Source organism: Arthrobacter sp. AL12 (assembly GCF_029960645.1).
In the GTDB taxonomy this organism is placed as follows: Bacteria; Actinomycetota; Actinomycetes; order Actinomycetales; family Micrococcaceae; genus Arthrobacter.
The window spans coordinates 25,321-50,357 of the sequence record NZ_JASBQY010000004.1; the positions used below are offsets into that span (position 1 = coordinate 25,321).

The window sequence follows — 25,037 nt, forward strand, 5'->3', positions numbered from 1 at the left end:
CTGCTCCTGTTGGCTGGTACATCGATTGCCTGGATCGTCCGGGTGAATCGTCTTATGGACAATTCGTCGCCGTAGGGCCGACGGATGTGTCCGACTTTCCACCTTTTCGCTTCGAACCAATGTGCCAGAATGAAGCGGGATTGCGGTCCCGCCTCACCGGAACCTGCGAAGGGCAGCCCTTTGATTAACCCCGTCCATCTGCGGACCCTCGTCGAAGTGACCCGGCTGGGCTCCTTCGCGGCGGCCGCCACCCGGCTCGGCTACACGGCGTCGGCCGTTTCCCAGCAGATGTCCGCCCTGGAACGCGACACCGGCGTCGAACTGTTCCAGCGTTCGGCCCGAAGCATCCAGCCCACCGAAGCGGCCCTGGTCATGACCCGGCACGCGGCCAAGGTCCTCACCGACATCGACACGCTCATGGCGGCGGCCTCTCGCACCGGGGACACCGCCCGGCAAGAGCTCCGGCTGGGCATTTTCCCGAGCCTGGCAACCTATGTGCTGCCGCGGATCCTGGCGAACCCGGCCTGGAAGAAACTCGGCATCGACCTGCGCGTCTCCGTGGCCGAGCCCGCCCAGACCATCCAGGGCCTGCGCACCGGCGGTGAACTCGACGTCGCCCTGGTATACCAGGTGGGGCAGTCGGGCCTCGCGTGGCCGCACACCGTGAAGCGGCAGTGGATCGGCGACGACGACTTCCGGGTGGTGCTGCCGGCGGCCTGGGGCATCGGCACGGGGTCAAAGGTCGCAGCCGACCACCTCTCCGACATGCCTTGGATTGTGCACCACCCCGGCACGTCCGACGCCACGGTGATCGAGCGGCTCTTCGCCAGCTGCAACCTGCACCCCCGGGTGGTGGCGTACAGCGATGACTTCCACGCCAGCCTTGAGATGGCCGCGGCCGGGCTGGGCGCGGCCCTGGTTCCCGAGCTGGCCCTGCTGCACCGCCCGGCCGGGGTGGTGGTGCTGGACGTTCCCGAGATCCGGCTGGCCCGCAACGTCTTTGCCCTGCTGATCAACGAGAAGCAGACCGCCCAGGTCCAGCTCTTCGTCGAACTGCTGGCGGACACCTTCAACTCCCCGGCCCTGAAGCCGCCGGTCCCGCGCCAGGGCTGAGTAACAGAGCCAGCCCCGGGTTCAGCGCGGGCGGAGCCGCTTCCGGAACCCGGCGCCCATCCCGGCGAGGGCGCTGATGATCCGGTGTTTGGTCTTGGTATAGGGCGGGTAGATCAGCTCCAGGGTCTCCGGCCGGAACGTCTTGGCGAGGGTGGACCGCTCGTGCGAGAACGTCCGGAGCGAATGCTCACCGTGATAGGCGCCCATGCCGCTGCCGCCCACACCGCCGAAGGGCAGCCCCGGAACCATCAGGTGCGCCGCCGGGACGTCAAAGCACAGCGCCCCCGAGGAGGTGCGTTCGGCGAAGGCCCGGCGGGTGCCGGCGTCGTTGCTGAACACGTACAGCGCCAGGGGCTTGGCGCCGTCGTTGATCATCCGGATGGCCTCATCCCGCCCGGCGACCGGGACCAGTGGCAGCAGCGGACCGAAGATCTCCTCCCCCATGACGGTGTCCCCGGGGGCCGGGCGCAGCAGGGTCGGGGCGAAGTGTCGGCTGGCGGCGTCCCGTTCGCCGCCGTGGACTACGGTGCTGCCGTCGGCGAGGGCGGCGATGCGCGCGAAGTGCCGGTCGTTGACGATCCGGCCATAGGACTCGCTGCGGGAGGAATCGGTGCCGAACAGCGCTCCGATCGCGGTGACCAGCTCGCGTTCCAGCGGAACCAGCACGTCCTCGGCGGCCAGGATGTAGTCCGGCGCCACGCAGGTCTGCCCGGCGTTCATGAACCGGCCCCATGCGAGCCGCTTAGCCGCCTTCGCCAGGTCGGTGGTGGAGTCCACGTAGGCCGGGGACTTGCCGCCCAGTTCCAGGGTTACCGGGGTCAGGTGCTCCGCCGCGGCGCGCAGCACCACCTTGGCGGCGGCTTGCCCTCCGGTGAAGAAGATGTGGTCGAAGCGCAGCGCCAGCAGGGCGGTGGTTTCCGGGATGCCGCCCTGGACCACCTCCGCCGCGCCGGGCAGGTACTCCGGGATCCAGCGGGCCATGGCCGCCGACGTGGCGGGGGCGTGTTCGCTCGGTTTAAGCACCACAGTGTTGCCGGCGGCGAGGGCGCCGGCCAGCGGGGCGAGCAGCAGCTGCAGCGGGTAGTTCCACGGGCCTATCACCAGCACCACCCCCAGCGGGGTCAGTTCGGTCCAGGCTTTGGCGGGCTGGACGGCGAGCGGCACCGCGACGGGCCGGGGCCGCAGCCAGGCCTCGAGGTTCTTCTCCAGGTGCGCCGCTTCGGCGGAGACAAAGCCGATTTCGGTCAGCAGGGATTCGGTGGCGTGCTTGCCCAGATCGCTGGCCAGCGCGTCGGCAAATTCCGTGCGGTGCTCGGCCAGCATCCGGCGCAGGCTGCCGAGTTGCTCCAGCCGCCAGGCCAGCGGGCGGGTGGCGCCGCTGTCGTAGAGTTCACGGGCGCGGGCGACGGCGGGGGCAACAGTCTGCATCCGCCCAATGTACCGGCCCCGGGAGTCCGGCGGGTGCGGTACCGGATAAAACCTTGGGAATGCTGGAACGGAGCGGTTTTCAGGGCTATGTTGAAGGTATGAACAAGGTAGCGAGCAAGCACTTCGGAGAGGTTGAGCTCAACCACGGAAGGGACCACAGTTTCACCGCCAAGCATGAACTGGCGGGCCAGACCGTGGAGCTTGACCTGAATGTCAATGCGCATGACCACTTCGACGAAGCGGCAATGCACAAAGTTGACTACCGGCTGCGCTTCCTGCCCGAAGTCGTGGACCAGGTCCGGGAAATGATCGCCGAGGAACTGGAGCAGGACGGCACCAGCCCGCAGGAGTACCGGCACTTCCACTGCAACGCGATCAAGGATGAGCACCTGAGGAAGGTCTTCGGCGTCGAGGACAAGAGCCAGCTCACCGACGCGGTGTTCCTCAAGGCACTCAAGCTCGGGCATGTGGGCATCTTCCCCGGCCAGCCGGAACGCTACTTCGTCCTGGATTTCACCCTCGGCCAGCACTTCACCGACGAGGTGCTGGTCGCGTCGGCGGACGAAGACGGCGTCGTGGACGACGAGATCCTCTGGGAATCCTGAATCGACTGCTCCGCAACGGCCCTTCTGGACCCTCAAAAGGGCGGTTGCTCAGCAATCGATGAGTAGAACGTACGACGGCGGCCGGTCACCCTTGGAGGGTGGCCGGCCGCCGTCTTTGCGTCAACTTATTGCCTCAGCCAACCGGGTGGGCCGGGCTGCCGGGCTACTTGGCGGCTTCGAGCAGTTCTGCGCGGACCGTCTTCGTGGCGTGGACCAGGTTGCGCAGGGACTCCTCGGTCTCGGCGTAGCCGCGGGTCTTCAGGCCGCAGTCCGGGTTGACCCAGAGCTGGCGGGATGGGACGTGCTTCACGGCGGTGCTGAGCAGTTCTGTGACTTCCTGCTCGCCCGGGACGCGCGGGGAGTGGATGTCGTAGACGCCTGGGCCCACGCCGCGGCCGAAGCCGTGGGACTCCAGGTCGTGGATCACCTCCATGCGGGAGCGGGCGGCCTCGATCGAGGTGACGTCGGCGTCGAGGCCGTCGATCGCGTCGATGATGGCGCCGAACTCGGAGTAGCACAGGTGCGTGTGGACCTGGGTGGCGTCCCCGGCGCCGGCGGTGGCGAGGCGGAAGGACTTCACCGACCAGTCCAGGTACGCGGCCTGGTCGGCCTTGCGCAGCGGCAGGAGTTCGCGGAGGGCGGGCTCGTCCACCTGGATGACCTTGATGCCGGCGTCTTCGAGGTCGGCGATCTCGTCGCGGAGGGCCAGGGCCACCTGGTTGGCGGTCTCGCCGAGCGGCTGGTCATCGCGGACGAAGGACCAGGCGAGGATCGTGACCGGGCCGGTGAGCATGCCCTTCATCGGCTTGTTGGTCAGGGACTGCGCGTACCGGGCCCATTCCACCGTGATGGGGGCGCTGCGGGTGACATCGCCCCACAGGATCGAGGGGCGGGTGCAGCGCGAGCCATAGGACTGGACCCAGCCGTGCACCGTGACGTCGAAGCCCTCGAGGTTCTCGGCGAAGTACTGGACCATGTCGTTGCGCTCGGGCTCGCCGTGGACCAGGACGTCGAAGCCGAGATCCTCCTGCAGCTCCACAACGCGCTTGATCTCTTCCTTCATCAGCTGCCCGTACTGCTCGGTGCTGAGCTCGCCCTTGTTGGCGCGGGCCCGGGCGGTGCGGATTTCGCCGGTCTGCGGGAAGGACCCGATGGTCGTGGTGGGCAGCGGCGGCAGGTGCAGGGCTTTGGTCTGCGCCGCTTCGCGGACGCCGTAGTCGGAGCGGCTGAAGTCGGCGGCGGTGAGGGCGGCGGTGCGGTTCCGGACCTCGGTGCGGCGGACGCCGTCGGCGGCGGCGCGGTCGGCGATGATGCGCGTGGCCTCGTCGATGGCCGGCTGGATATCCCTTGACGGATCACCCGTGGCCGGGTCGGTCAGCAGGCCGGCGAGGGTGACGACCTCGGCGGCCTTCTGGTCGGCGAAGGCCAGCCAGCTGCGCAGCTGCGCGGACAGCTGGGTCTCCTCGTCGACGTCGTGCGGGACGTGTTGGGTGGAGGTGGAGGTGCTGACCGCCAGCTTCGCGACCGACTTCTTCAGCTCGGCGATCTTCCCCGCGGAGGCGGCAAGATCGTTGCGCCAGATGTTGTGGCCGTCCACGACGCCGGCGACGAGGGTCGTGGTGCCCAGGGCGGCCAGTGCCGCGGCGGAGGGAACCTCGCCCTTGAAAACGTCCAGGTGCAGGGCGTCGACGCCGGTCGCGGCGAGGGTGCCGAGCTGGCCTTCCAGCGCACCGTACGGGGTGGAGACGAACAGCTGCGGGCGGTTGGCGGCGGCGGAGAGCACCTCGTAGGAGCGGGCGGCGGCGGCCTGGATCGCGGCGGCGGGGGTGTCCTGGTCCACCACGAGGGCGGGCTCATCGAGCTGGACCCAGCCGGCGCCGGCGGCGGCCAGCTTCTCCAGCAGGGCGGTGTAGACCGGCAGCACGTCCTCGAGGCGGGACAGCGGGCTGAAGCCGGCCGGGGCGTCGTCGGAGGCCTTGCTCAGCAGCAGGAAGGTGACCGGGCCGACGATGTACGGGCGGGTCTGGACCCCGTTGGCGAGGGCGTATTCGAACTCCTCGACGATGCGGTTGGAGGTCAGCGAGAAACTGGTCTCCGGGCCGATTTCAGGGACGAGGTAGTGGTAGTTGGTGTCGAACCACTTGGTCATTTCCAGCGGCTGCTGGTCCTTGGTGCCACGGGCCAGGGTGAAGTAGCCGTCGATGTCGAGCTGGCCCTCGCCGTTCAGGAGGTCGCCGAAGCGGGCGGGCACGGCGCCGAGGTGGGCGGCGGCGTCGAGCACCTGGTCGTAGTAGGAGAACGTGCCGGGAACGGCGGCGGCTTCGGTCAGGCCCAGGCCCTGGAGGCGCCGGGCGGTGCCGAGCTGGATCTCCTTGGCGGCGGCGTCGAGGGCGGCGGCGTCGATCTTGCCGGACCAGTAGGCCTCGACGGCCTTCTTGAGTTCGCGGCGGCGGCCGATGCGCGGGTAGCCGAGGATCGAGGCGGACGGGAAGGGGGTGTTGCTGGCGGCGGTGTGCTGTGCAGTCATGGGAAAGTCCTAAGCGTTTGGTGGAGGTGGTTAGCTGGCGAGCTGGCGGCGGCCGGCCGTGCGCTGCTGGCGACTGTGTTGGTTGCCGCTGTGCCGGTTGCCGCGTTGCGGTCGGGGCAGGGCGAGTTTGTCCAGCACGTCGAGGGCGGCGGTGTGTTCGTTGAAGGTGTAGAGGTGCAGGCCGGGCGCGCCGGCGTCCAGGGCCGCGTTGGCCAGGTCCACGGTGGCGCTGACCCCGATCCGGGTGCGGTCGGCGTCGGTCTCGGCGGCGGCGAGCCGTCCGATCAGGACCGGGTCCGCTTCGACGCCGGTCAGCTCGCTGAGCCGGGAGAGCCGGCGGAGGCTGGTGAGCGGCATAACGCCCGGGATGATCGGGATGGTGACGCCGGCCCGGCGTGCCCGGGTCAGCAGGTCCGCGTACTGCTCGGTGTGGAAGAAGACCTGGGTGATGGCGAAGTCGGCGCCGGAGCGCTGCTTGGCCAGCAGCACCTCGACGTCGTGCGCCTCACTCGGGGATTCCGGGTGCCGGGTGGGGTAGGCGGCGACGCCGACGGCGACCTTGCCCGCGCAGAGCAGCGCGGACCGGCGCTGTTCGACGCGGCGGATGAGCTCGATCAGGTCCTGGGCGTAGCGCAGCGATCCCTCGGGAGGGGCCACGCCGTCCCTGGGCTGGTCGCCGCGCAGGGCAAGAATGCCGCGCACGCCGACGTCGAGCAGTTCGCCGATGATCTCGGCGAGCTCCTGCGGGGAGTTCCCCACACAGGTCAGGTGCGCCAGCGGCCGCAGGGTGGTCTCCTGGACGAGGCGGTTGATAAGCTCGACGGCGGTGTTCCGGTTGGAGCCGCTGGCGCCGTAGGTCACGGACACGTAGTCCGGGTCCGTGGCCTCCAGTTCGCCGATGGTGGTCCAGAGCGATTCGGCGGCCTCGGGCGACCGAGGCGGGAACAGCTCATAGGACAGCGCGACAGGGGCCGTGCCGGCAAGATTTGGATGGGTGTCAATAAGGCTTGGCGGAGACATTTGCGTCCTTGGCTGTGAACACTGACAGCTGTGCCCGAAACGGGGGCCGTCGGTGAATTGAGTTTGGGGAACACGGAGGAAACTCCAGCAGGGCGCAGCCGCGACTGTTACGCCTGATACGAAGTTGTCCGTGAGCAAATGTCAGGCCCACATGGGGGCACCCACACCCTCCTGGGCCGCCGTGGGGCTGGCCGTGAACGGAGGATCGCTGACACGTTACTGAGGTAACTTGGTTAGAACTCTACGGCCGGGCCGGGCGGCTGTTCAAGTCGGCCCCCGAATTAAGACGCAGCTTTACGGCATATTTCATCCCAGGACAGAATATTCTTCGTCAAGATGGTCACCAGGGCCTGTCCGTGAGCGGTCCGGCGCCGGTGCCGTTCAGATAGTCTTCCCGCTGCAGGCCGCGGTTGCGCTCCAGCTGGGCGGACTGCCCGGAGTTCTGGAGCCGCTCCAGCTGCGCGTCGAGAGGCTCCACCGGTGCGCCGCCCTCCCCTTCCGGTGCGGATTCCGCGCCGGGGTCCTGGGTGCCGGGGGCTTCGCCGGGTCCGGGTAGGCCGCGCAGCCTCCCGATTTTTTCCTCCAGCCGCTGCCCGGCGGTCTGCAGCCTCTGCTCCGCCTCGCTGTCGGCCCGGTCGGCGCTCTCTGCGCTGTCTGGGTCGAAGCAGCCCGCTGGCGCAGCCCTGACCACGGCGAGGGCCTCCTCCAGCAGTCGGAGGCCCTCGCCGGCGCTGGCTGTGCCGCCGGAACCGTGGGTGCCGCCGTTGCCGGCAGCGCCATCTGTGCCGTGGGTGCCGTCTGCGCCGCCGCCGCCGGTGCCGGCGTCGGCCTCGGCGTCGCCCAGCCGTTCGATGCTGAGCGCCAGGTTGGCCCGCACCCGGCACTCGTCGGCCGACGGGGCCGCGGCCAGGGCCGCCTCGAACGCGGTGCGCGCACCGGCGTAGTCGCCGCGGAGCGCGCGGGCGTCCCCGGCCGCAAAGGGTGCCTTGTGCGGTTCGAGGAAGTTAGCCACGCCCAGGACCGCGGCGGCCGACTCCACCGCCGGGGCGTCACCCCGGGCAAAGGCGCCGCCGGCCTGGCCGGCGAACCAGGCTGCGCTGAGCAGCTTCGCGGCGAGCAGCAGCGCCAGCAGCACGGGCAGCGCGGACCAGAGCAGCAGCCGGCGGCGGCGGCGTCGGACGCTCATGCGCCCGGCTCCGGGCCGTCGGACGGTGCCGGTCCCTCGGGCGCAGGCCGGACGGGCTGGGCGGCCCGGAGCTCCCGGAGCTCCCGGAGCTGGCCGGACACCAGCAGCGTTTCGCGCAGCGCCAGCAGGAACGCGGCGAAGGCCGGCGCCCAGTAGAGTTCGGTCCTGCCGTCGAGTGCAACACCTGTGCGCACCAGGGTGCCGGGCGTGGCCTGCTGGAGCATCGGCGCCGCCGCATCCCCTGCCGCCCGGTGCAGATAGGGCACCGCGAGCTGGCGTGCGAGGTCCCGCAGCCGGTCCTCATCCAGCCGGGAAACAGCAGCAGCGCCGGTGGCCGGGTCCTGGATGTATGTCGCCGCCGGCCGGGTGGGATCCCCGCTGTTTTCTTTCATCCGGCCGCCGTCCCGCGTGCCGTAGCCGAGGACGGCGCCGCCGCTCACGAGCGAGCCGTCAATCCCCAGGGCCTGGGGTGCTGCGGCGCTGGTCTGCTCGCCGTCACCGAAGTAGAACACCAGCCGGGGCCGGTCCGGGTCGCTCTCCCGGGCGGCGGCGAGCCGTTCGGCGAGCACCGCCCAGGCCGCGGTGACGCTGCTGCCCTGCGAGTAGTCGGTCACCTCGGGCCCCAGCACGGCCACCGCGGTTTCCAGGGCGGACGTGTCGGTGGTCAGCGGCATCCGCACGGCGGCGCTGGAATCGAAGCTGATGAGCGAATAGCGGGCGCCGCCAAGTTCCCGGGCGATGGCCCGGATGTCCTCCCGGACGCCGCCGAGCCGTGGCACACCGGCTGCCTGGGCGCCGGCTGCCGGTCCCCCGGCGGGGACGTGGTCCTCCGCGGCGATGCTGCTGCTGGTATCCACCACGAAAAACACGTTCAGGTCCGTGGCGGCGGCCTCGACGGTGCCGCCGGGAAAGCCGGGCCGGCAGGCGGCGAGGAGCAGGAGCAGCACGAGGCCGCCCCGGAAGAGCCAGCCGCGGAACCCTCCATCCCCGGACGGGCCGCCCTGCTGCCGGGAACGGAACAGGACCCAGCCAAGGCCCAGGAGGATGGCGGCGGCCAGAGGGCCCATGACCCACCAGGACAGTATGGGGTTCAGTGTCATCGCCGGGGCCTCCACGATGCGCCGGCGAGGACCAGCCCGGCGAGCAGGGCCACGCCCAGCGGAACCTCCGCGCGGTCGGACACCACAGACCGGGGTGCGCCCCGGACCGCCGCGGCCTGGGTGGCCTCGATCCCGGTGACAATGCCGGGCACAGCGTCCGGGCTGTCGAGGGCGTAGTAGGCGCCGCCGCTGCCCTCCGCCACGCCGCGCAGCCGGGCGCCGGGCTGTTCCGCGCCGGCGTCCGGGCCGAAGTCGTAGTCGCCAGGGTTCAGGGCGAAGATCCGCACGTCCCGGTCCTTCCCCAGGGCGCCGGCTTCCGCGAGGGTGACGAGCGGTGTGCCGGACAGGAAGTTGTCCGTGGCCAGAATGACCGATCGGGCGCGGCGTCCGGGTTCCTCCCCCTCGGGCGCCGCCGGGAAGCTCTGGAGGCAGGACGCCAGGCCGTCGCCGATCAGCGACGAACCCTCGCCGTTCCATGTCCCGTCGAGGAAGCTGCCGCTCCCGGCGCCGTCGAAGGCGGTCTTCGCCTGCTGGAGCTGGTCCTGGACGTAGTCGTAGTCATCGGTCAGGGGAAACACCTGCACGGCGCTGCTGTCGAAGATGGTCAGGCCGATGCGTTCGCCGTCGAACTGCCGGGCGAGCGAGCCGAAGACGTCCACCACGGCGGCGTCGGCACTGTTCATGGAGCCGGAGGCGTCCAGGCACAGGATGATGTCGCGCTTATGCTGCTCGGGCCGGACGGTGCTGCGTTCGGCCGGGCGGGCGGCGGCCACGACGGCGGCCACCATCAGCAGGGTCCCGGCGGCGGCGAGGAGCCGCAGCCGGTTCCGGTGTTTCCGCAGGGCCGCCTGGTACTCCGGCAGCGCGGTGAGGCGGTCGCTGTGGGCCACCGGGCGGCGCCTGGCAGCGCGGGCCCGGTGGCGCCGCCGGCCGAGGAACCAGGCCGCGGGGACCGCCCCGGCGGCGGCCGGCAGGATCCACCAGAAGATCAGTTCCATGCGCGGACCACTTCCCGCGCGGTCCGCGCCGCATCTGCGGCGCCCGACGCCGGTCCGGCAGCGAACGCCCCCGGGTACAGCGCCGCGATGGCGTCGGCCGCGGCCTGGACGCCGTGCGCCGCCGGGCCCGTCGCGGCTCTCGCGGCTACCGGACCCACTGCGGCTTCCGCGCCAGCCTGGCCCACCGCGGCCACCGCGCCCGCCGGACCCACCGTGGCTACCGCACCAGCCGCGCTTACCGCCCGGAGCTCGGCCAGGGTCATCCGCGTCGCGTCCACCCCTGAGGCGTCGCGGACGAAACTGCGGAGCAGCAGGCTCAGCTCCTGGTGCGCGGAACGGCCGGAACGGGTGCCGGCGGCGGCCTCACGGTCCACGGAGTCGATCCGCTCCAGGTAGGTCCGCCGGAGCCGGGCCAGATCCGGTGCGGCGACGGCGGCCGGAGGCGCCGGGGCTTCCGCGGCCTGCTGCCCGGCGGGCCGGCGCCGGGTGCTCCGGACGAGGTAGGCATACCAGACCGCGACCAGGACCAGCAGTCCCAGGGCCGCCCACGGGAACCAGGCGCTGTACCCCAGCGGCCCGAAGAAGTCACTTTCCATGGGAGTCACCGCCCATCGGAGTCACCGGCCCCGCCGGCGCCGGGCCAGGAGCGTGAAGACGGCCGGAATCACCTCGAGGCTGCTGCCGGCGTCGGCTTCGGCAATGCCCAGCCGCCGCAGCATCGACTGCCGCGCCGAGTCCCGGTCGGCCTGGCCGCGCGCGTACGCCCCGGCGATGGCGGCGGACTCGGCCAGCCCGCCCGGCAGCAGCCCGGCGCGCCGTCCCGCATGACCGCGGGTCCGCTGTCCCGCCGTCGTACTGGCGACGTCGTAGGAGTCCGCGCCGGCGCCGAGCAGTTCGGCGTCCCGGACCGTCAGCCACAGGATCTCGTGCTGGGCGCGCAGCCGGCGGAGCAGCCGTTCCGTCTCCGCATCCGGCAGGAGTTCATCGGCCACCACCAGGAGCAGCATCCGCTGGGAAAAGTTCCGGACCACATAGTCCAGCTGGGTTTCGAGCCGGCTCGGCGCGGAGTCAAGCGAGGTGGTGTCATGGACTGCGCGGAGCAGCCGTTCCAGGTGCGCCTCGCCGGCCTTGCCCGGCAGCGCACGCGTTCCGCCGGAGTCCCCGCACACCAGCCCGACGGCGTCGCCGTGGCGGTGCGCGAGGTAGCCCACCACGCCGAGGGCGAGCACAGCGATGTCCCCCTTAGGTTCGCCGTCCCGGGACTCGGCGGCCATGTTGCGGCCGGTGTCGGTGACCAGCAGCAGGGTCTGACGCCGTGCCGCGACGTAGCGCCGGACCAGCGGGGAACCGTGCCGGGCGGTTGCCTTCCAGTCGATGTCGCGGACCTCGTCGCCGGGCACGTAGGCCCGGAGGTCATCGAAGTCCAGGCTGCGGCCATGGGAGACGGAACCGTACTGGCCCTCGAGCAGGCCGCGGGCCTTGCGGTGCGCGTGGATCGAGAGCTTGGACTTCACCCGCTGGAGGAGGCTCGCCACCTCAGGGGGTCTGGACGGCGGCGACGATGGCGTCGATCACGGTCTCCACCGGCACCTCCTCGGCGACGGCCTCGAAGCCGAGGATGAGCCGGTGGCGCAGCACGCGGTGGGCGAGCGATTTCACGTCCTCGGGGAGCACGTGGTCCCGGCCGTCCAGCAGCGCCACCGCCCGGGCCGCCTGGCTGAAGGCGATGCTGGCGCGGGGGCTGGCACCGAACTCGATGAAGCCGGCGAGCCGCGCGTCGATGTGCTCGGCGGCGTGGCGGGTGACGAAGGCCAGGCCCACAATGTAGCGGATGATCGCGGGGTCGATGTAGACCCGCCGGACGATGCACTGAAGGTCGCTGACGTCCTCGAGCGAGGCAGCCGCGGCAGGTTTCTGCTCCGGGGCGAACACTCCGGCGTCGATCCGGCGGATGATCTCCGCCTCTTCGGCCGGGGTGGGGTAATCCAGCACGTCCTTGAGCATAAAGCGGTCCATCTGGGCCTCGGGCAGCAGGTAGGTGCCCTCCTGCTCGATCGGGTTCTGCGTGGCCAGCACCAGGAAGGGGGCGGGCAGCGGGTGCACCACTCCCCCGATGGAGGTCTGTCGTTCCTGCATGGCCTCGAGCATGGCGCTCTGGGTTTTCGCGCTGGAGCGGTTGATTTCGTCCAGGAGGACGATGTTGGCGTGGACCGGGCCGAGCTGGGTCACGAAGGTGCCCTTGGCGGCGTCGTACAGCTGGGTGCCGACGATGTCGCTCGGGAGCAGGTCGGGGGTGCACTGGATCCGGCGGAAGTCCGCGCTGATGGCCTCAGCCACGGTCTGCGCGGCGGTGGTTTTTGCGAGCCCTGGGACGCTTTCGAGCAGGATGTGGCCGCCGGTCATGAGCCCGACGAAGAGGGATTCGCGGAGCCTGGCCTGGCCCACCACCTTGGCGTCGAAGCTGCGGGAGATGGCCGCCAGGGTCTGCTGCGCCCGTGCCAGTTCCGCCGGTTCGATCCGTGCGGCGGCCATTGTCTGAAGCACTCGAAATCCCCCTGGTCGCTGGCCTGTCGCGGCGGCCTGCCTCGGCGCCGGCCAACGGCCATCCTATCCGGGCCTGCGCCGGGAAAGCCCGCAATGGGGACCTCTCCCCATCGCGCCCCCGCAGGACTATCCTTTTGACATGATCCAGCTTCCAGCCAGCTACCAGGAGTATCTCGCCGGCAAAAGCGAGAGTTTCATCAACACCGTCCGGCCGATCCTGATGCAGTCCGCAGCGGACAAACTGCATGGTGTCCGGGTTGTGGTGCACCCTCATGACCACCAGGCGCACCTGGACGAATCAGTCCCGTTCGGCTCCGTCGTCGAGGACATCGACTGACGCAAGGGCCCGGGGACCGGTCCGCCGGCCGGTTCTAGCCCTCCAGCAGGAGGCGCTGCGAGCGGGGTGCGAGCGTGTGCTCGAGCACGAGGCAGGCGGCGCCGATCGCACCGACATCCTCACCCACACCGGTGCCGACCACCTCGATCTCATGGATCTTCCGGGTGGCGCTGCCCTCCCGGACCAGCTCCGGGATCCGTTCGAGATACCACTGCGACAGGCAGGTCCAGAACGGTCCGCCGAACACCACACGGTCCACGTCCAGGGCATTGGTGACGGTCGAGACGGCGCGGGCCACCAGAACGGCGGAGTGGTCGATGATCTGCTCCGCCCGCGCGTCGCCGTCGGCCGCGGCCGCACACAGCGCGGTGAAGTTCTCCTGGATGGCAGGACCTGTCACGGCTTCCAAGGGACCGTCCAGGACCCCGGCTTCGACGGCCCGGGCCACCAGCACCTGCGGAATGCAGGTGGACTTGACGCAGCCGCGCATGCCGCAGTCGCAGGGGGCGCCGTCGGGATCAACGATGATGTGCCCGACCTCCCCGGCGTTGCCGGAGGTGCCGCGGATCACCTCGTCATTGAGCACGATGCCGCAGCCGATTCCGGTGCCCATGTACATAAAGACGAAGCTGCCGGCGCCGCTGGGGCCGCCCGCCCAGGTCTCGGCCACGGCGGCGCTGGTCACGTCCTTGTCCACGATGGTGGACAGTCCGGTGGCCTCGGCGAGGGCGTCGCGGAGCGGCACGCGGTCCCAGCCGAGCAGCAGCGGGGGGTCCACGACGGTGCCCTCCTCGAGGTCGATCGGCCCGGGCGAGGCGATCCCCAGTCCGGCGATCCGGGCCGGGTCCACGCCGGACTCCATGATTAGCTGCTTGATTTCGGCGGCGATGGTGTCGATGACGGCCCCGGGGTCACTGCCGGCCGGGGTCTTGATCCGGGAATGCTTCACCACGGCTCCGACCAGGTCCAGGACCACGAACGTGGTCACGGCGGGATCAAGGTGGACGCCGACCGCGTACATGCCGGAGGACTTCAGCCGGAGCATGGTCCGCGGCTTGCCCGGTCCAGTGCCTTCCTTGCCAGCCTCGTAGATCAGATCCTGGTCCAGCAGCCGGCGGGAGATATTGGAGATCGTCTGCGGGGACAGCCCGACGATCTGGGCCAGCTCCACCCGGCTGAGGCCGGCCGGGGAACGCCGGATGGCGTCGAGGATGACCGTGAGGTTGAAGTCCCCCATCCGGGGCAAATTGGTTCCGCGCCTCGGCGAGGGCTGGCGGATCTCAGTCACTGATACCCCTAAACGTCTTTGGCTATGCACTGCTTATCTCAGAATCGTACGTTACGCCCCTGTGACCGCCCACACGGCCCGCTTCACACGCCGGAGGTTTTCCGGATGCTGGCGGTCACCGTGAATTTCGGGTTCCGGCCGACCTCGCGGGTGGGGCCGACCAGCCGCTGTAGCGCGGGCCGGTACTGCAGGTGGCTGTTGAACACCGTCCAGAGCTCCCCGCCCGGCGCGAGGACCCGCGCGGCCGCCGCGATCAGTTTCAGGCCGGCCCCGGCATGCACCGCGGCCCCGACGTGGAAGGGCGGGTTGAGCAGGATCAGATCGGCGCTGGCAGCCGGCAGCGAGGCCATGGCGTCGTCCTGGAGGACTGTGACCTGGGCGGCGAGTCCGTTGGCTTCCACCGTCGCCCTCGCGGAGTCGACGGCGGCGGCGGACTGGTCGGTGGCCGTGACCCGGGAACCGGGGTTGGCGCGGGCATACACGGCGGCGAGGATTCCGGTGCCGCAGCCGAGGTCGATCGCGTGCCGTGCCGGTGGCATCTGGGGCAGGAATTCGAGCAGGAACCGGGTGCCGATGTCCAGCCCGGTGCCGGCAAACACGGCGCCCCGGGCGCAGACGGTCAGGCCCAGTTCGGTGTTGACCTCGGTGACCGGGAACGGCGGGGCGCCGGTGGCGGGCCGGGGGCCGCGGGCGAGCAGGATCCGGGATTTTTGCCGGGCACGCTGGGGCTGGACCTCGCTGAAATGGCGCTCGAGCGCCGCGTTCATGCCCAGGCTCATGTGCTTGACCCGGCCGCCGGCCAGCAGCACGACGTCCGGCGCTGCGTGGCGGGCGATGGCGTCGGCAATCTCCTCCAGCTCCGCCAGGGACTTGGGCAGTTGAAGGAGCACCACGCCGGCCCCGGACAGGAGCCCGGCATCAAGCGGCAGCTGTTCGAAGCCACCGGAAACCCCGAGCTTCCCGGCATTCTGGCGGAGGGCATGCTCACCGGTGATGAGGTCCTGGTGCACCCGGACCGGCCCGGCCCAGCCAGCGGTGTCGAGGGCCAGGGCCCCAAGGGTCAGCGCCCCGTAGCGGTCCCCGACGACGGCCAGACGGCTGCCGGGCTGCAGGATACCGGCAGCCAGCAGGTCCCCGGCGGTGTCCAGGAGGAGCCTGTCGGTGGCGTCCCAGGCCTGCAGGTTGGCCGCCTCCACGTCAGGGAACCTGCCCAGCCGGGAGAAGAGGGAGTCAATATTGTTGTCCGCCACGCGCGAGCTGCCGCCTTTTGTGAGTCAGGTTGTTCGGACCCCGAAAATGTGGGCCCCCGCAAACTTATCCTGAAAGCTTCACAGTCAAGGATGGAATCCAGCTGCAAAGTACCGCTGAACGTGTCGCCACGGCGGCGGCCGGGGGGGTCCATACGACTGGGGGGGGTCAAGCCGCCGGGGGTCCATACGACTGGGGGGTCAAGCGGCCGGGGGGTCCATACGACTGGGGGGTCAATACGGGTAGCCGGATCCATCGCGTGGCCGGAGGCCTCCGAGGAACCAGTTTGCCCCCGCGCACATCAGCAGGAAGCCGGTGACGCCGATGATTGTGATCTGCGTGATGACCCCTGTGATGACCAGCGCGAACCCGGCCACCGTGACCAGAATGCCCCAGACCGAGCGGGCAGCCATACTTCGGGGTTGTCCCGTCTGCAGTTCGAGGTTCAGCTCCGGATCGGTCGCAGCCAGGTCCTGTTCGAGCTTCTCCAGGCGCCGGCGCTCTTCATCCGACAGCGGCATGGGTACCTTCCTCCCCCAGAACTGAGGCGAGGAACCCGGCGCCGGGAAGGGCGCCGATTACCCCGCCATCGGCACCGGCCGGCACTGGACGGTGCTTGCGTTCATTATCTGCCTGTTCCCCGGCACTATCCATAGGGCCCTCCGGCGGCCGTGTGCGGGGGGATCAGCGGACTTTCCGCCGCAGCGTTTTCGGACCGCGACGGATGGCAGGTGCTGGTAGTGGACCACGCGGAGGGACCGCGCCCGGCCCTCGAGGACGGGCAGGAACATGAGGCGGATCAGCTCAGCTGTTGTCGCCAAACCCGGAGCCGCACTCTGATCAGATCCCGGTCAGATCTTCTTGACCACGCTCGATTTGAGCTGCATGGGACCAACGCCGTCCACCTTGCAGTCGATGTCGTGGTCGCCGACGCCGTTCACGAGCCGGATTCCGCGGACCTTGGTGCCGACCTTGATCACGGTGGAACTGCCCTTGATCCTGAGGTCCTTGATGACCGTGACGGAGTCCCCGTCGGCGAGGATGTTGCCGACGGCGTCCTTGACCGGCTTGGCGTCCTGCTCGTCCGACTCCTCCTCCGTGGCCGGTGACCACTCGTGCGAGCATTCGGGGCAGACCAGGAGCGCCCCCATCTCATACGTGTGTTCGCTGGAGCATTCCGGGCACGGCGGCAGGGTCTCGTTCACGTGCCCAACTTTAGTCGAGCGCTCGGACAAAGGGCCGGTCAGGTCCGATTGCTAAGCTGATTTCCCCAAGAGTGAAGGCGGCGCCCGATGGCCGACAGCCCAGTTCAGTCCCCCGGTCCGGTTTCATCCCACCATCCGGCGCCGCGCCGCGCTGCGGGTTCCGGGCTGCGCCCGAGGGTGCGCACCGCCGGCCGGCTGCTGCTGGGCGGTTTCCTGGTCCTGGCCGGTGTCAGCCACCTGGGTTGGAGCCGTGAGGCGTTCCACGCCCAGGTGCCGCCCTGGCTGCCGCTGGATGTGGACTTCGTCGTGGTCGCTTCCGGGCTGGTGGAAATCGGCCTGGGACTGGGCCTGTTGCTGCTCAGGCGTGGGCGCGTGGCCCTCGGCTGGACCGTGGCGGCCTTCTTTGTCCTGGTCTTCCCGGGAAACATCTCCCAGTTCGCCACGGGCACCGATTCGTTTGGACTCAATACGGACCTGAGCCGCGGAATCCGCCTGCTGTTCCAGCCGCTCCTGGTGCTGTGGGCCCTGTGGTCCACGGGCGCTTGGCGCGCCTGGCGGGAAAACCGCAAATCCGGCGAGCGAGCCCGCTGAGAGCGCGGCCGGTCCCGGGATCGCGGCCAATATGTGTGTACGTCCTGGTCGCCACCCCCCCGGACCTGCCGACCACGGCTTAATCACCCGAAAAACAAAGGAGGCCCTGCTCAGTGAGCAGGGCCTCCTCGGTGGAGCTGAGGGGACTCGAACCCCTGACCCCCTGCATGCCATGCAGGTGCGCTACCAGCTGCGCCACAGCCCCGAATTTGCCGGGAAGATCGTTCCTGAAAAGGACCATCTTCCCTGAAGCAACCTGTTTATCTTAAACCACAATTCGTGTTCACGCGAATCGACACGCCGCCCGTGCCGGCCGCCGGCGAAACTAGCAACGGGCCGCCGTATGGCGCGGCGGCGGTTACATCGGGGAACAAAAAATCCGCCGGAATCTTTCGATTCCGGCGGATTATCCGGTGGAGCTGAGGGGACTCGAACCCCTGACCCCCTGCATGCCATGCAGGTGCGCTACCAGCTGCGCCACAGCCCCGAATTTTCGTTGCTCCGACCCCGTCAGCAAACGCTTTCGGTTCCGGCTTCTTGGTCCGGATCTCTCCGAAGCAACTCAAATATCTTAGAACAGCCGTTCGGAAAATTCCAAATCGGGCATATTCCGTTGCGCTTTCGCTGCTACTCCCCTTCGGAGGCTGCAGCGGCCTTGGCGGAAGCGTCATCCCCGAGCTGCAGGTCCACGACAGGGCAGTCCTTCCAGAGGCGCTCCAGGGCGTAGAACACGCGGTCTTCCTCGTGCTGGACGTGGATGACGATGTCGCCGTAGTCCAGCAGGACCCAGCGGCCGCCGGAGCGTCCTTCACGGCGGATCGGCTTGAGCTCGAACTTGGAGAGTTCGTCTTCAATGCCGTCCACGATGGCGTTGACCTGGCGCTCGGACGGTGCGGAGGCAATCAGGAAGATGTCGGCCAGGGCCAGCCGTTCGCTGACGTCCATCGCCATGATGTCCTCGGCGAGTTTCTCCGCGGCAGCTCGGGCTGCGTGGCGGGCTGTAGCGATGGCTGATTCTGTTGCAGTCACGGGACTCCTTGTTGGGGAAAAGCTTGTTGTGAAAAAGCTTGTTGGGTGAAAAAGCTGGTTGAGCGGAAATTCATGGATGGCCGCCAGCCACGACGGCGGGGCCAGGAACGAGGGTGCCTAGCCGGACAGGCCGGTGATTATCAGCACGATGCCGGCGACCAGCGCAATCACGCCCAGGGCCAGGACGGCGAGCTGGACAAGCCGCAGCCGCCGCGCCCTGCCGAGGCCGGCAGTGTCAGCGTCGAGGGGATCAAGCCCGTAGGCGGTACTCGCGGCGATGGGTGACCGGCCGGCGAACTCCTCCTCGGACGGGGTTGCGGCGGGGATCCCGACCGTGGGGCTGACTGGTGCCGGAGCTGCTTTGGCAACCCTGGCGGCGGCCTCGGCGCGGGCCAGCACGCCGGAGCGGCCGGTGGTGGTGCCCGCACCCCGCTGGCGCGAAGGACCCGGACGGCGGTTGCCGGACTTCCGGGGCTGCTCAACCCGGGGGCCCGGGTTGGTGACGACTGGCACGTGGGACGTGGCAGGGCGCTTCAAGACGGGCCGTTCCATGCCGGGCACATGGACGAACTCCAGGGGGGTGACCATGGCCAGGTTGTTGGCCGTAGTCGGGTCATTCCGCACCGGGTCGGGCTTCCTGTTCTGCTCGGCCAGTTTCTGTTTGGCGGCGGCCCGGCGGTTCAGCACGGCGGCCCGCTCGGCCTGGGCGATCTGTTCCGCCAGCATGTCAGGGTCGACGGCTTCCGGGTCGGTGGCGTTGATGTGTTCCACTTTGGCCAGCTGGTTTTGGGCCTGCTGGGCCAGCAGTTCCCGCGCCGCGAGGGCCTGCTCCACGGTCATGCCCTCGGGTCCCGCGCCGCCCCGGCCGGCAGTGCCGCCGTCGGGCTTCTGCCCGGGGGCTTGGGTGCTGTCAGCGGGAGCGCCGTCCACAGCGGGCTGCGCGCCCGCTGCGTCCGCCACCTCAGGGGTCGATGCCGCACCGGCGGCCGACTGTGCATCAGCGGCTGCGCCGGGCTGGCGCACGGCCGGGGTGGCACGGGTCCGCGGGGAGGCGGGGACAATCAGGTTGGCGGAGGTTGCCGGGGCCGTCTCTGCAGCCAGCTGCAGCAGCCGGAGCTGGCGCCGGGTGGGCGGTCCGCCGCCGGAGAGAATGCCTTCCTTTTCGGCTAGTTCCTTGATGGTGCGCAAGGTGGCGCGGTCCCGGGCGCGGACCTGCGAGGACCGCTCGGAGCCGGAGGAGGGGCGGACTGCGTCAACTGGGCCCGGATTCCGACGGCGGCCGGTCACCTCCGCCTCCGTGGGCTCGCCCGGGTCGACAACGCCGGGCGCAGCACCGCCGGGGGCAGCACCGCCGGGGGTAGCACCGCCGGGGGCAGCAACACTGCCAGGCCGCGGAGGCGCAGTGGCGTTCGAGGCAGCGGCGTTCGGGGCAGCGGCGTTCGAGGCAGTGGCGTTCGAGGCAGTGGCGTTCGAGGCAGTGGCGTCCGAGGCAGCGGCGTTCGGGGCAGTGTTGTCAGGCGCAGTGTTGTCCAAGGCAAGGGGAACCGCGCCGGGACCTGGAGTACCGGGCTCCTGGTTCGCTTCCAGGCGTTCATCTCTCGCCAGCCGCAGTTGGCGGCGGCTGCGGATCGGTGGCTGTTCCTGACTCATTGCAAACTCATTCGGTGCTGGCGGGTTGGGCTAACTCGGTGGTTCGGTCATAGCGGGCGGCGCCGTTGCCGGCGGAGGTGTCCCCGGAGTCCGGATCGCCGTCGTACAGTCCGTATTTGGCGATGTACTGCACCACGCCGTCGGGGACCAGGTACCACACGGGGTTCCCTGCCGCGACCCTGGTGCGGCAGTCCGTCGAGGAGATCGCCATGGCGGGGACCTCGAGCAGGCTGACGTCCTTGCGGCCCATGCCGTCCAGGACGTGGCCGGGCCGGGTGACCCCGACAAAGTGCGCGAGGGACCAGAGTTCGTCGATGTCCTTCCAGGACAGAATCTGGGCCAGGGCGTCGGCGCCGGTGATGAAGAACAGGTCCGCGTCCGGACGCAGGGTGTGCAGGTCCCGGAGCGTGTCGATCGTGTAGGTGGGTCCGGGCCGGTCCACGTCCACCCGGCTGACGGTGAAGCGCGGGTTCGACGCCGTGGCGATAACGGTCATGAGGTAGCGGTGCTCGGCCTCGCTGACCTTCTTGCTCATCTTCTGCCAGGGCTGGCCCGTGGGCACGAAGACCACTTCGTCCAAGTCGAACTTGGCCGCGACCTCACTGGCCGCGACAAGGTGCCCGTGGTGGATGGGATCGAACGTGCCGCCCATCACACCCAGACGCAGGCGGCGCTGGGCGCCGCGCTGCTTCACGATGGCGGAAATATTAGTGCCCTTGGCCGTGATCGTGCTTGTTCGGGTGCTGGCGGTGCGGATCCGAGTGCTCCTCGACGGCCTCGTGGCGCTTGCCGAGGTTGGAGTAGGACAGCGTGACGAACAGCATGACCATGAGCAAAGCGAACATCACACCGCCAACGACGAGCGGCGGAGCGATGAGCGGCGCGAGTTCCTCGTGGCCTGATTCGCCAGCGGCGGTGACGATTGTGGCGATCTGCTGCAACAGCATGTTCTCCCCTAATGATTTCAAAATTTGACGACGGCGGGTATCCCCGCCGAGAAGGACTTCTGTTCCATGTTACAGCGTTGCTAGGCCCTGATCTGGCCCTCGCCCTGGACGATCCACTTGGTGGTTGTCAGTTCCGTCAGACCCATCGGTCCGCGGGCATGGAGCTTCTGGGTGGAAATCCCGACCTCGGCGCCCAGGCCCAATTCGCCGCCGTCGGTGAACCGCGTCGAGGCGTTCACGATCACGGCCGCCGAATCCACCTCCGCGATGAAGCGTTCGGCATTGCCGAGATCGTTGGTCAGGATGGCCTCGGTGTGGCCCGTGGACCAGGTGCGGATGTGCTTGACGGCGGCGTCGAGGCTGTCCACCATCGCCACCGCGAGGTCAAGGTCCATATACTCGGTGGCCCAGTCCTCCTCGGTGGCGGGGACGGAGTCGATCGAGGCCGGTAGCGCGGCCCGGATCCGTTCGTCAGCGTGGAGGGTGACACCGGCGGCGCGCAGGGCCGCGGCGACGGCGGGCAGCACGGTCGACGCAGAATGCACCAACAGGGTTTCCACGGTATTGCAGACGCTGGGCCGCTGGGTCTTGGCGTTCAGCAGGATCTCCACGGCCATGTCCTCGTTTGCGGAGGCGTCCAGGAAGATGTGGACGTTGCCTTCGCCGGTCTCGATCACGGGGACCTTGGCGTGGGTCACGACGGACTGGATCAGTTCCCGGCCGCCGCGGGGAATCAGGACGTCGACGCGGCCGCGGGCGCGCATCAGGGCGTTGGCGCCCTCGCGGCCGTACTGGTCGACGCTCTGCACCGCGTCGGCGGGCAGCCCCACCGAGTCGAGGGCGTCGCGGAGCACGGTGACGAGGGCGGCGTTGGTGGCGGCGGCGGCGGTCCCGCCGCGCAGGATGACGGCGTTGCCGCTCTTCAGGCCCAGCCCGGCGATGTCCACGGTGACGTTGGGGCGCGCCTCGTAGATGGCGGCGACGACGCCCATGGGCACGTTGATCTGGCGCAGCCGGAGCCCGTTGGGGAGGGTCTGCCCGCGGACCACGTTGCCGACCGGATCGGGCAGGTTGGCGAGGTTCTCCAGAGCGTCGGCGAGGCCCTGAATGCGGGCCTCCGTGAGGGTGAGCCGGTCCAGCAGGGCCGCGGACGTGCCGTTGGCTTTGCCGGCGGCGACATCCTTGGTGTTGGCGGCGAGTATCTGGGCCTTGCGTTCCAGCAGCGCGGCCGCGATGGCGCGGAGCCCGCGGTCCTTCCAGGCCCGGTTGGCGCGGGCCATACTGCGGGCTGCCTGGCGGGAGCGGTCGGCGATGGCGTGGACGGCTGCCTCGACGTCGGCCAAGGAGGGACGCGCCGTCTCTGCTTCGGGCATCAGGGTTGCCTGGCTGGCATCATGGGATCGCTCAGCGGCTTGGGGAATCAGTGCCTCAGTCATCCTTCAAGTCTAGGCGGGACGGCTTGCTAAACCAGAACCAGATCGTCAACGTGAACAACCTCGCGGTCGAATCCACGTCCCAGCGACTCACCGAGCTCCACCGTGGAACGGCCCAGCATCTGCGGCAACTCGGCAGCGGAATAGTTGACCAGACCGCGCGCAATGACGGTTCCGTCGGCAGCGATCATCTCCACGGCGTCCCCCGCTTCGAAATGACCTTCAACCGCCGAGATCCCGGCGGGAAGCAGCGAGGTATGGCGGTCGCGCACGGCCTTGACCGCGCCGTCGTCGAGGACCAGGCGGCCCTGCACATGCGCTAGGTGGGCGAGCCACATCATCCGCACGGGCTTGCGTGCCCCGTTCACGGTGAACCATGTTCCGACGTCCTCGCCGGCCAGGGCTGCCGAGATGTTAGCGGTCGACGTGACCATAGCGGGGATGCCGGAGTCGGCCGCCATGATGGCCGCCTCGACCTTGGTCTGCATTCCGCCGGTTCCGACTCCGGCCTTGCCAGGCGCCCCGATGGTCACACCCTCGAGGTCCTCAGGACTGTCCACCCGGGGAATGCGCTTGGCGCCCTTCGCCGGAGGCCCGTCATAAAGCGAATCAACATCGGAGAGCAGCACGAGGGCATCGGCACGGACCAGATGGGCCACGAGCGCCGACAAGCGGTCGTTGTCGCCGAAGCGGATCTTGTGCGTGGCGACAGTGTCGTTTTCGTTGACCACAGGCACCACACCAAGGTTCAGCAGCCTGTTCAGGGCGCGGAAGGCGTTGGTATGGTGGCTGCGCCGCATGAGGTCATCGGCGGTGAGCAACACCTGGCTGACAGTCACGCCGTGGGCACCGAACGCCTGCGTATAGCGCGCCATCAAGAGTCCCTGCCCCACACTGGCCGCGGCCTGCTGCGTAGCCAGGTCCCGGGGACGCTTGGCCAGCCCCAGCGGCGCGAGGCCGGCAGCGATGGCCCCGGAGGAGACCAGGATGATTTCCATGCCGGCATTGCTCTTGACTGCCAGGGCATCCGAGAGCGAGATGAGCGCTTCTTCGGAAATGCCGCCCTTGATGCTGGTGAGCGACGAAGAACCGACCTTGACCACGATGCGGCGCGCCCTGGCGAGCACACTCCTGTCATCGCAGGGCTCCTCGATGAGTACTGCGGAACTAACACTCACGTTTGCGGGTTCACTCCCCATCTTCTTCGCCCAGTCCACTCTCCTTGAGCGGCTTGTCACGGCGTCCGCTGACGGACTCGGTCCAGATTCCGGCCTTGCGCTCGGCTTCGAGTTCGGCGCGGGCGGCAGCCTTGGCCTCGCGGCGTTCGACCTGCTCGTCGCGCTTCTGCCCGCGGGTGGGGCGGTCGCCGATGTCGGCGAAGCGCACGTCGGTGCCGCGCGGGGCCGCCAGCAGTTCGGCGCCGGCCATCATGGTCGGCTCCCAGTCGAAGACGACACCGTCGTCCTCGCCGATGACGACCGTGTCGCCGGGCTTGGCGCCCTGCTTGAACAGTTCGTTTTCGACGCCAAGCTTGGCCAGGCGGTCGGCGAGGTAGCCGATGGCTTCCTCGTTGGTGAAGTCGGTCTGCTTGACCCAGCGCACGGGCTTGTCGCCCAGGACGCGGAACAGCGGTTCGAGGTTCTTCTCTTCGCGGCGGATCTTGAAGCCGGATTCGTTGACTGCACGCGGCTTGAGGATGGGCGCGTGCACCTTCGGCGGGGCGGCGGCGAGGGCGTCGCGGGCCGCCTGGACGATTTCGCCCATGGCAAAGCCGAGCTGGCGGAGGCCCTCGTGGCTGGTTGCCGAGATTTCGAAGACCTTGTAGCCGCGGGATTCCAGTTCCGGACGGACGAACTCCGCCATGTCCCTGCCGTCGGGCAGGTCCACCTTGTTGAGGGCGACCAGGCGGGGGCGGTGGTTCAGCGGGACAACCTCGCCGTCGGCTCCGCTGTAGCTCATGTCGACCGCGTACTTCTCAAGCTCGGCTTCGATGATGGCGAGGTCGGAGAGCGGGTCGCGGTCCGATTCGAGCGTGCCGCAGTCAAGGACGTGCACCAGGGCGGCGCAGCGCTCGACGTGGCGCAGGAAGTAGTGGCCGAGGCCCTTGCCCTCGCTGGCGCCTTCGATCAGGCCCGGGACGTCGGCAATGGTGAAGCGCACGTCGCCGGCCTGGACCACGCCGAGGTTCGGGATCAGGGTGGTGAACGGGTAGTCGGCGATCTTGGGCCGCGCAGCCGACATGGCCGCGATCAGGCTGGACTTGCCGGCGGAGGGGAAGCCGACCAGGGCGATGTCGGCGATGGACTTCAGTTCCAGGACGACGTCACTGGATTCGCCCTCGATGCCGAGCAGCGCGAAGCCGGGGGCGCGTCGTTTTTGGGAGGAGAGCGAGGCGTTGCCGAGGCCGCCGATGCCGCCGGCAGCCGCGATGTATTCGGCGCCTTCGCTCACCAGGTCCGCGAGGACCTCGCCGTCCTTGGACTTGACCACGGTGCCGATGGGGACCGGGAGGATCAGGGTTTCGCCGTGTTTGCCGGCGCGCCAGTCGCCCATGCCGGGGCCGCCGTTGGTGGCGTGGCGGTGCGGGGCGTGGTGGTAGTCCAGCAGGGTGGTGGTCTGGGGGTCTACGCGCAGGATGACGTCGCCGCCGTTGCCGCCGTTGCCGCCGTCGGGGCCGCCGAGCGGCTTGAACTTCTCGCGGTGAACGGAGACACAACCGTGGCCGCCGGTACCGCCGGATACGTGCAGTACTACCCGGTCTACAAAGCTAGCCACGTGGATCTCCTCA

Annotated in this window: 24 protein-coding genes and 2 tRNA genes; 4 read left to right on the top strand and 22 right to left on the bottom strand. The window is 69.3% G+C overall.

The features are described 5' to 3' along the window. The first annotated feature begins 180 nt into the window (after window positions 1-180). Entirely contained in the window at window positions 181-1,113 is a 933-nt protein-coding gene (locus tag QK291_RS06100; RefSeq protein ID WP_282380061.1) for a LysR family transcriptional regulator, read from the top strand. 21 nt (window positions 1,114-1,134) lie between these two features. On the opposite strand, the gene QK291_RS06105 is transcribed toward QK291_RS06100, so the two are convergent. After that, window positions 1,135-2,541, bottom strand: coding sequence for an aldehyde dehydrogenase family protein (locus tag QK291_RS06105; RefSeq protein ID WP_282380062.1), 1,407 nt, complete (start codon window positions 2,539-2,541; stop codon window positions 1,135-1,137). Window positions 2,542-2,639: 98 nt separating this feature from the next. Between QK291_RS06105 and QK291_RS06110 the strand changes: the two genes are divergently transcribed. After that, entirely contained in the window at window positions 2,640-3,146 is a 507-nt protein-coding gene (locus QK291_RS06110) for a DUF2004 domain-containing protein (protein ID WP_282380064.1), read from the top strand. 163 nt (window positions 3,147-3,309) lie between these two features. Here QK291_RS06110 and metE read toward each other — a convergent pair whose 3' ends face one another. From metE to QK291_RS06150, 8 genes are all read right to left on the bottom strand, one after another. Then, window positions 3,310-5,673 carry a 5-methyltetrahydropteroyltriglutamate--homocysteine S-methyltransferase gene (gene metE, locus QK291_RS06115; RefSeq protein ID WP_282380066.1) on the bottom strand — a complete coding sequence of 788 codons (2,364 nt, stop codon included), beginning with the start codon at window positions 5,671-5,673 and terminating at the stop codon, window positions 3,310-3,312. 30 nt (window positions 5,674-5,703) lie between these two features. After that, window positions 5,704-6,693: a methylenetetrahydrofolate reductase gene (locus QK291_RS06120; protein WP_282380068.1), complete on the bottom strand. Its 990-nt coding sequence runs from the start codon at window positions 6,691-6,693 to the stop codon at window positions 5,704-5,706. 340 nt (window positions 6,694-7,033) lie between these two features. Further along, entirely contained in the window at window positions 7,034-7,879 is an 846-nt protein-coding gene (locus QK291_RS06125) for a hypothetical protein (RefSeq protein WP_282380071.1), read from the bottom strand. Then, window positions 7,876-8,979 (bottom strand): VWA domain-containing protein, encoded by a 1,104-nt coding sequence (locus QK291_RS06130; RefSeq protein WP_282380072.1) that lies wholly within the window; start codon window positions 8,977-8,979, stop codon window positions 7,876-7,878. Before QK291_RS06130 ends, QK291_RS06125 begins: the two co-directional genes overlap by 4 nt. Next, window positions 8,976-9,977: a VWA domain-containing protein gene (locus QK291_RS06135; RefSeq protein WP_282380074.1), complete on the bottom strand. Its 1,002-nt coding sequence runs from the start codon at window positions 9,975-9,977 to the stop codon at window positions 8,976-8,978. The genes QK291_RS06130 and QK291_RS06135 overlap by 4 nt, the downstream gene beginning before the upstream one ends. Further along, a complete protein-coding gene (locus tag QK291_RS06140) occupies window positions 9,968-10,573 on the bottom strand; it encodes a hypothetical protein (RefSeq protein WP_282380076.1) in 606 nt (201 codons plus the stop codon). The genes QK291_RS06135 and QK291_RS06140 overlap by 10 nt, the downstream gene beginning before the upstream one ends. A 21-nt stretch (window positions 10,574-10,594) precedes the next feature. Then, a complete protein-coding gene (locus QK291_RS06145; RefSeq protein ID WP_282380078.1) occupies window positions 10,595-11,512 on the bottom strand; it encodes a DUF58 domain-containing protein in 918 nt (305 codons plus the stop codon). Between the two features lies 1 nt (window position 11,513). After that, complete coding sequence (locus QK291_RS06150; RefSeq protein WP_282380487.1) at window positions 11,514-12,509, bottom strand: AAA family ATPase; 996 nt, start codon at window positions 12,507-12,509, stop codon at window positions 11,514-11,516. 151 nt (window positions 12,510-12,660) lie between these two features. On the opposite strand from QK291_RS06150, the gene QK291_RS06155 reads away from it, so the two are divergent. Continuing rightward, on the top strand, window positions 12,661-12,858 hold the full coding sequence (locus QK291_RS06155; RefSeq protein ID WP_282380080.1) for a hypothetical protein: 198 nt from the start codon (window positions 12,661-12,663) through the stop codon (window positions 12,856-12,858). 34 nt (window positions 12,859-12,892) lie between these two features. On the opposite strand, the gene QK291_RS06160 is transcribed toward QK291_RS06155, so the two are convergent. From QK291_RS06160 to QK291_RS06175, 4 genes are all read right to left on the bottom strand, one after another. Continuing rightward, window positions 12,893-14,146: an ROK family transcriptional regulator gene (locus QK291_RS06160; protein ID WP_282380081.1), complete on the bottom strand. Its 1,254-nt coding sequence runs from the start codon at window positions 14,144-14,146 to the stop codon at window positions 12,893-12,895. An 83-nt stretch (window positions 14,147-14,229) separates the two neighbouring features. Beyond that, window positions 14,230-15,396 (bottom strand): class I SAM-dependent methyltransferase, encoded by a 1,167-nt coding sequence (locus QK291_RS06165; protein ID WP_282380082.1) that lies wholly within the window; start codon window positions 15,394-15,396, stop codon window positions 14,230-14,232. A 231-nt stretch (window positions 15,397-15,627) separates the two neighbouring features. Continuing rightward, window positions 15,628-15,915: a DUF3040 domain-containing protein gene (locus tag QK291_RS06170; protein ID WP_282380083.1), complete on the bottom strand. Its 288-nt coding sequence runs from the start codon at window positions 15,913-15,915 to the stop codon at window positions 15,628-15,630. A gap of 330 nt (window positions 15,916-16,245) precedes the next feature. Further along, a complete protein-coding gene (locus QK291_RS06175; protein WP_282380084.1) occupies window positions 16,246-16,599 on the bottom strand; it encodes a zinc ribbon domain-containing protein YjdM in 354 nt (117 codons plus the stop codon). 87 nt (window positions 16,600-16,686) lie between these two features. Between QK291_RS06175 and QK291_RS06180 the strand changes: the two genes are divergently transcribed. Further along, window positions 16,687-17,190: a hypothetical protein gene (locus tag QK291_RS06180; RefSeq protein WP_282380085.1), complete on the top strand. Its 504-nt coding sequence runs from the start codon at window positions 16,687-16,689 to the stop codon at window positions 17,188-17,190. Window positions 17,191-17,322: 132 nt separating this feature from the next. Here QK291_RS06180 and QK291_RS06185 read toward each other — a convergent pair. From QK291_RS06185 to obgE, 9 genes are all read right to left on the bottom strand, one after another. Continuing rightward, a tRNA-Ala gene (locus QK291_RS06185) sits at window positions 17,323-17,395 on the bottom strand. A 209-nt stretch (window positions 17,396-17,604) separates the two neighbouring features. Then, window positions 17,605-17,677: transfer RNA gene (locus QK291_RS06190), tRNA-Ala, on the bottom strand. 140 nt (window positions 17,678-17,817) lie between these two features. Next, window positions 17,818-18,219 carry a ribosome silencing factor gene (gene rsfS / locus QK291_RS06195; protein ID WP_282380087.1) on the bottom strand — a complete coding sequence of 134 codons (402 nt, stop codon included), beginning with the start codon at window positions 18,217-18,219 and terminating at the stop codon, window positions 17,818-17,820. Window positions 18,220-18,336: 117 nt separating this feature from the next. Continuing rightward, the gene (locus tag QK291_RS06200) at window positions 18,337-19,869 is read right to left on the bottom strand and encodes a hypothetical protein (protein ID WP_282380089.1); all 1,533 of its coding nucleotides are present in this window, start codon (window positions 19,867-19,869) and stop codon (window positions 18,337-18,339) included. A 7-nt stretch (window positions 19,870-19,876) separates the two neighbouring features. Beyond that, window positions 19,877-20,563, bottom strand: a complete 687-nt coding sequence (gene nadD / locus QK291_RS06205) for a nicotinate-nucleotide adenylyltransferase (protein ID WP_282380091.1) — start codon at window positions 20,561-20,563, stop codon at window positions 19,877-19,879. Between the two features lie 13 nt (window positions 20,564-20,576). After that, window positions 20,577-20,816: a hypothetical protein gene (locus QK291_RS06210; protein ID WP_282380093.1), complete on the bottom strand. Its 240-nt coding sequence runs from the start codon at window positions 20,814-20,816 to the stop codon at window positions 20,577-20,579. Window positions 20,817-20,896: 80 nt separating this feature from the next. Beyond that, a complete protein-coding gene (locus QK291_RS06215; protein ID WP_282380096.1) occupies window positions 20,897-22,252 on the bottom strand; it encodes a glutamate-5-semialdehyde dehydrogenase in 1,356 nt (451 codons plus the stop codon). A 26-nt stretch (window positions 22,253-22,278) separates the two neighbouring features. Then, entirely contained in the window at window positions 22,279-23,427 is a 1,149-nt protein-coding gene (proB, locus tag QK291_RS06220) for a glutamate 5-kinase (RefSeq protein WP_282380098.1), read from the bottom strand. Between the two features lie 10 nt (window positions 23,428-23,437). Further along, window positions 23,438-25,024 (bottom strand): GTPase ObgE, encoded by a 1,587-nt coding sequence (gene obgE, locus QK291_RS06225; RefSeq protein WP_282380100.1) that lies wholly within the window; start codon window positions 25,022-25,024, stop codon window positions 23,438-23,440. Window positions 25,025-25,037: the final 13 nt, after the last annotated feature.

Excerpts from the sequence above, each read along its gene's own strand:
- QK291_RS06200 (WP_282380089.1), bottom strand. The coding sequence starts at position 19,869 with ATGAGTCAGGAACAGCCACCGATCCGCAGCCGCCGCCAACTGCGGCTG.
- QK291_RS06180 (WP_282380085.1), top strand. The coding sequence starts at position 16,687 with ATGGCCGACAGCCCAGTTCAGTCCCCCGGTCCGGTTTCATCCCACCAT.
- QK291_RS06130 (WP_282380072.1), bottom strand. The coding sequence starts at position 8,979 with ATGACACTGAACCCCATACTGTCCTGGTGGGTCATGGGCCCTCTGGCC.
- QK291_RS06125 (WP_282380071.1), bottom strand. The coding sequence starts at position 7,879 with ATGAGCGTCCGACGCCGCCGCCGCCGGCTGCTGCTCTGGTCCGCGCTG.
- QK291_RS06140 (WP_282380076.1), bottom strand. The coding sequence starts at position 10,573 with ATGGAAAGTGACTTCTTCGGGCCGCTGGGGTACAGCGCCTGGTTCCCG.
- QK291_RS06210 (WP_282380093.1), bottom strand. The coding sequence starts at position 20,816 with ATGCTGTTGCAGCAGATCGCCACAATCGTCACCGCCGCTGGCGAATCA.
- QK291_RS06150 (WP_282380487.1), bottom strand. The coding sequence starts at position 12,509 with ATGGCCGCCGCACGGATCGAACCGGCGGAACTGGCACGGGCGCAGCAG.
- QK291_RS06155 (WP_282380080.1), top strand. The coding sequence starts at position 12,661 with ATGATCCAGCTTCCAGCCAGCTACCAGGAGTATCTCGCCGGCAAAAGC.
- metE (WP_282380066.1), bottom strand. The coding sequence starts at position 5,673 with ATGACTGCACAGCACACCGCCGCCAGCAACACCCCCTTCCCGTCCGCC.
- QK291_RS06135 (WP_282380074.1), bottom strand. The coding sequence starts at position 9,977 with ATGGAACTGATCTTCTGGTGGATCCTGCCGGCCGCCGCCGGGGCGGTC.
- QK291_RS06110 (WP_282380064.1), top strand. The coding sequence starts at position 2,640 with ATGAACAAGGTAGCGAGCAAGCACTTCGGAGAGGTTGAGCTCAACCAC.
- QK291_RS06105 (WP_282380062.1), bottom strand. The coding sequence starts at position 2,541 with ATGCAGACTGTTGCCCCCGCCGTCGCCCGCGCCCGTGAACTCTACGAC.
- QK291_RS06120 (WP_282380068.1), bottom strand. The coding sequence starts at position 6,693 with ATGTCTCCGCCAAGCCTTATTGACACCCATCCAAATCTTGCCGGCACG.
- QK291_RS06215 (WP_282380096.1), bottom strand. The coding sequence starts at position 22,252 with ATGACTGAGGCACTGATTCCCCAAGCCGCTGAGCGATCCCATGATGCC.
- QK291_RS06170 (WP_282380083.1), bottom strand. The coding sequence starts at position 15,915 with ATGCCGCTGTCGGATGAAGAGCGCCGGCGCCTGGAGAAGCTCGAACAG.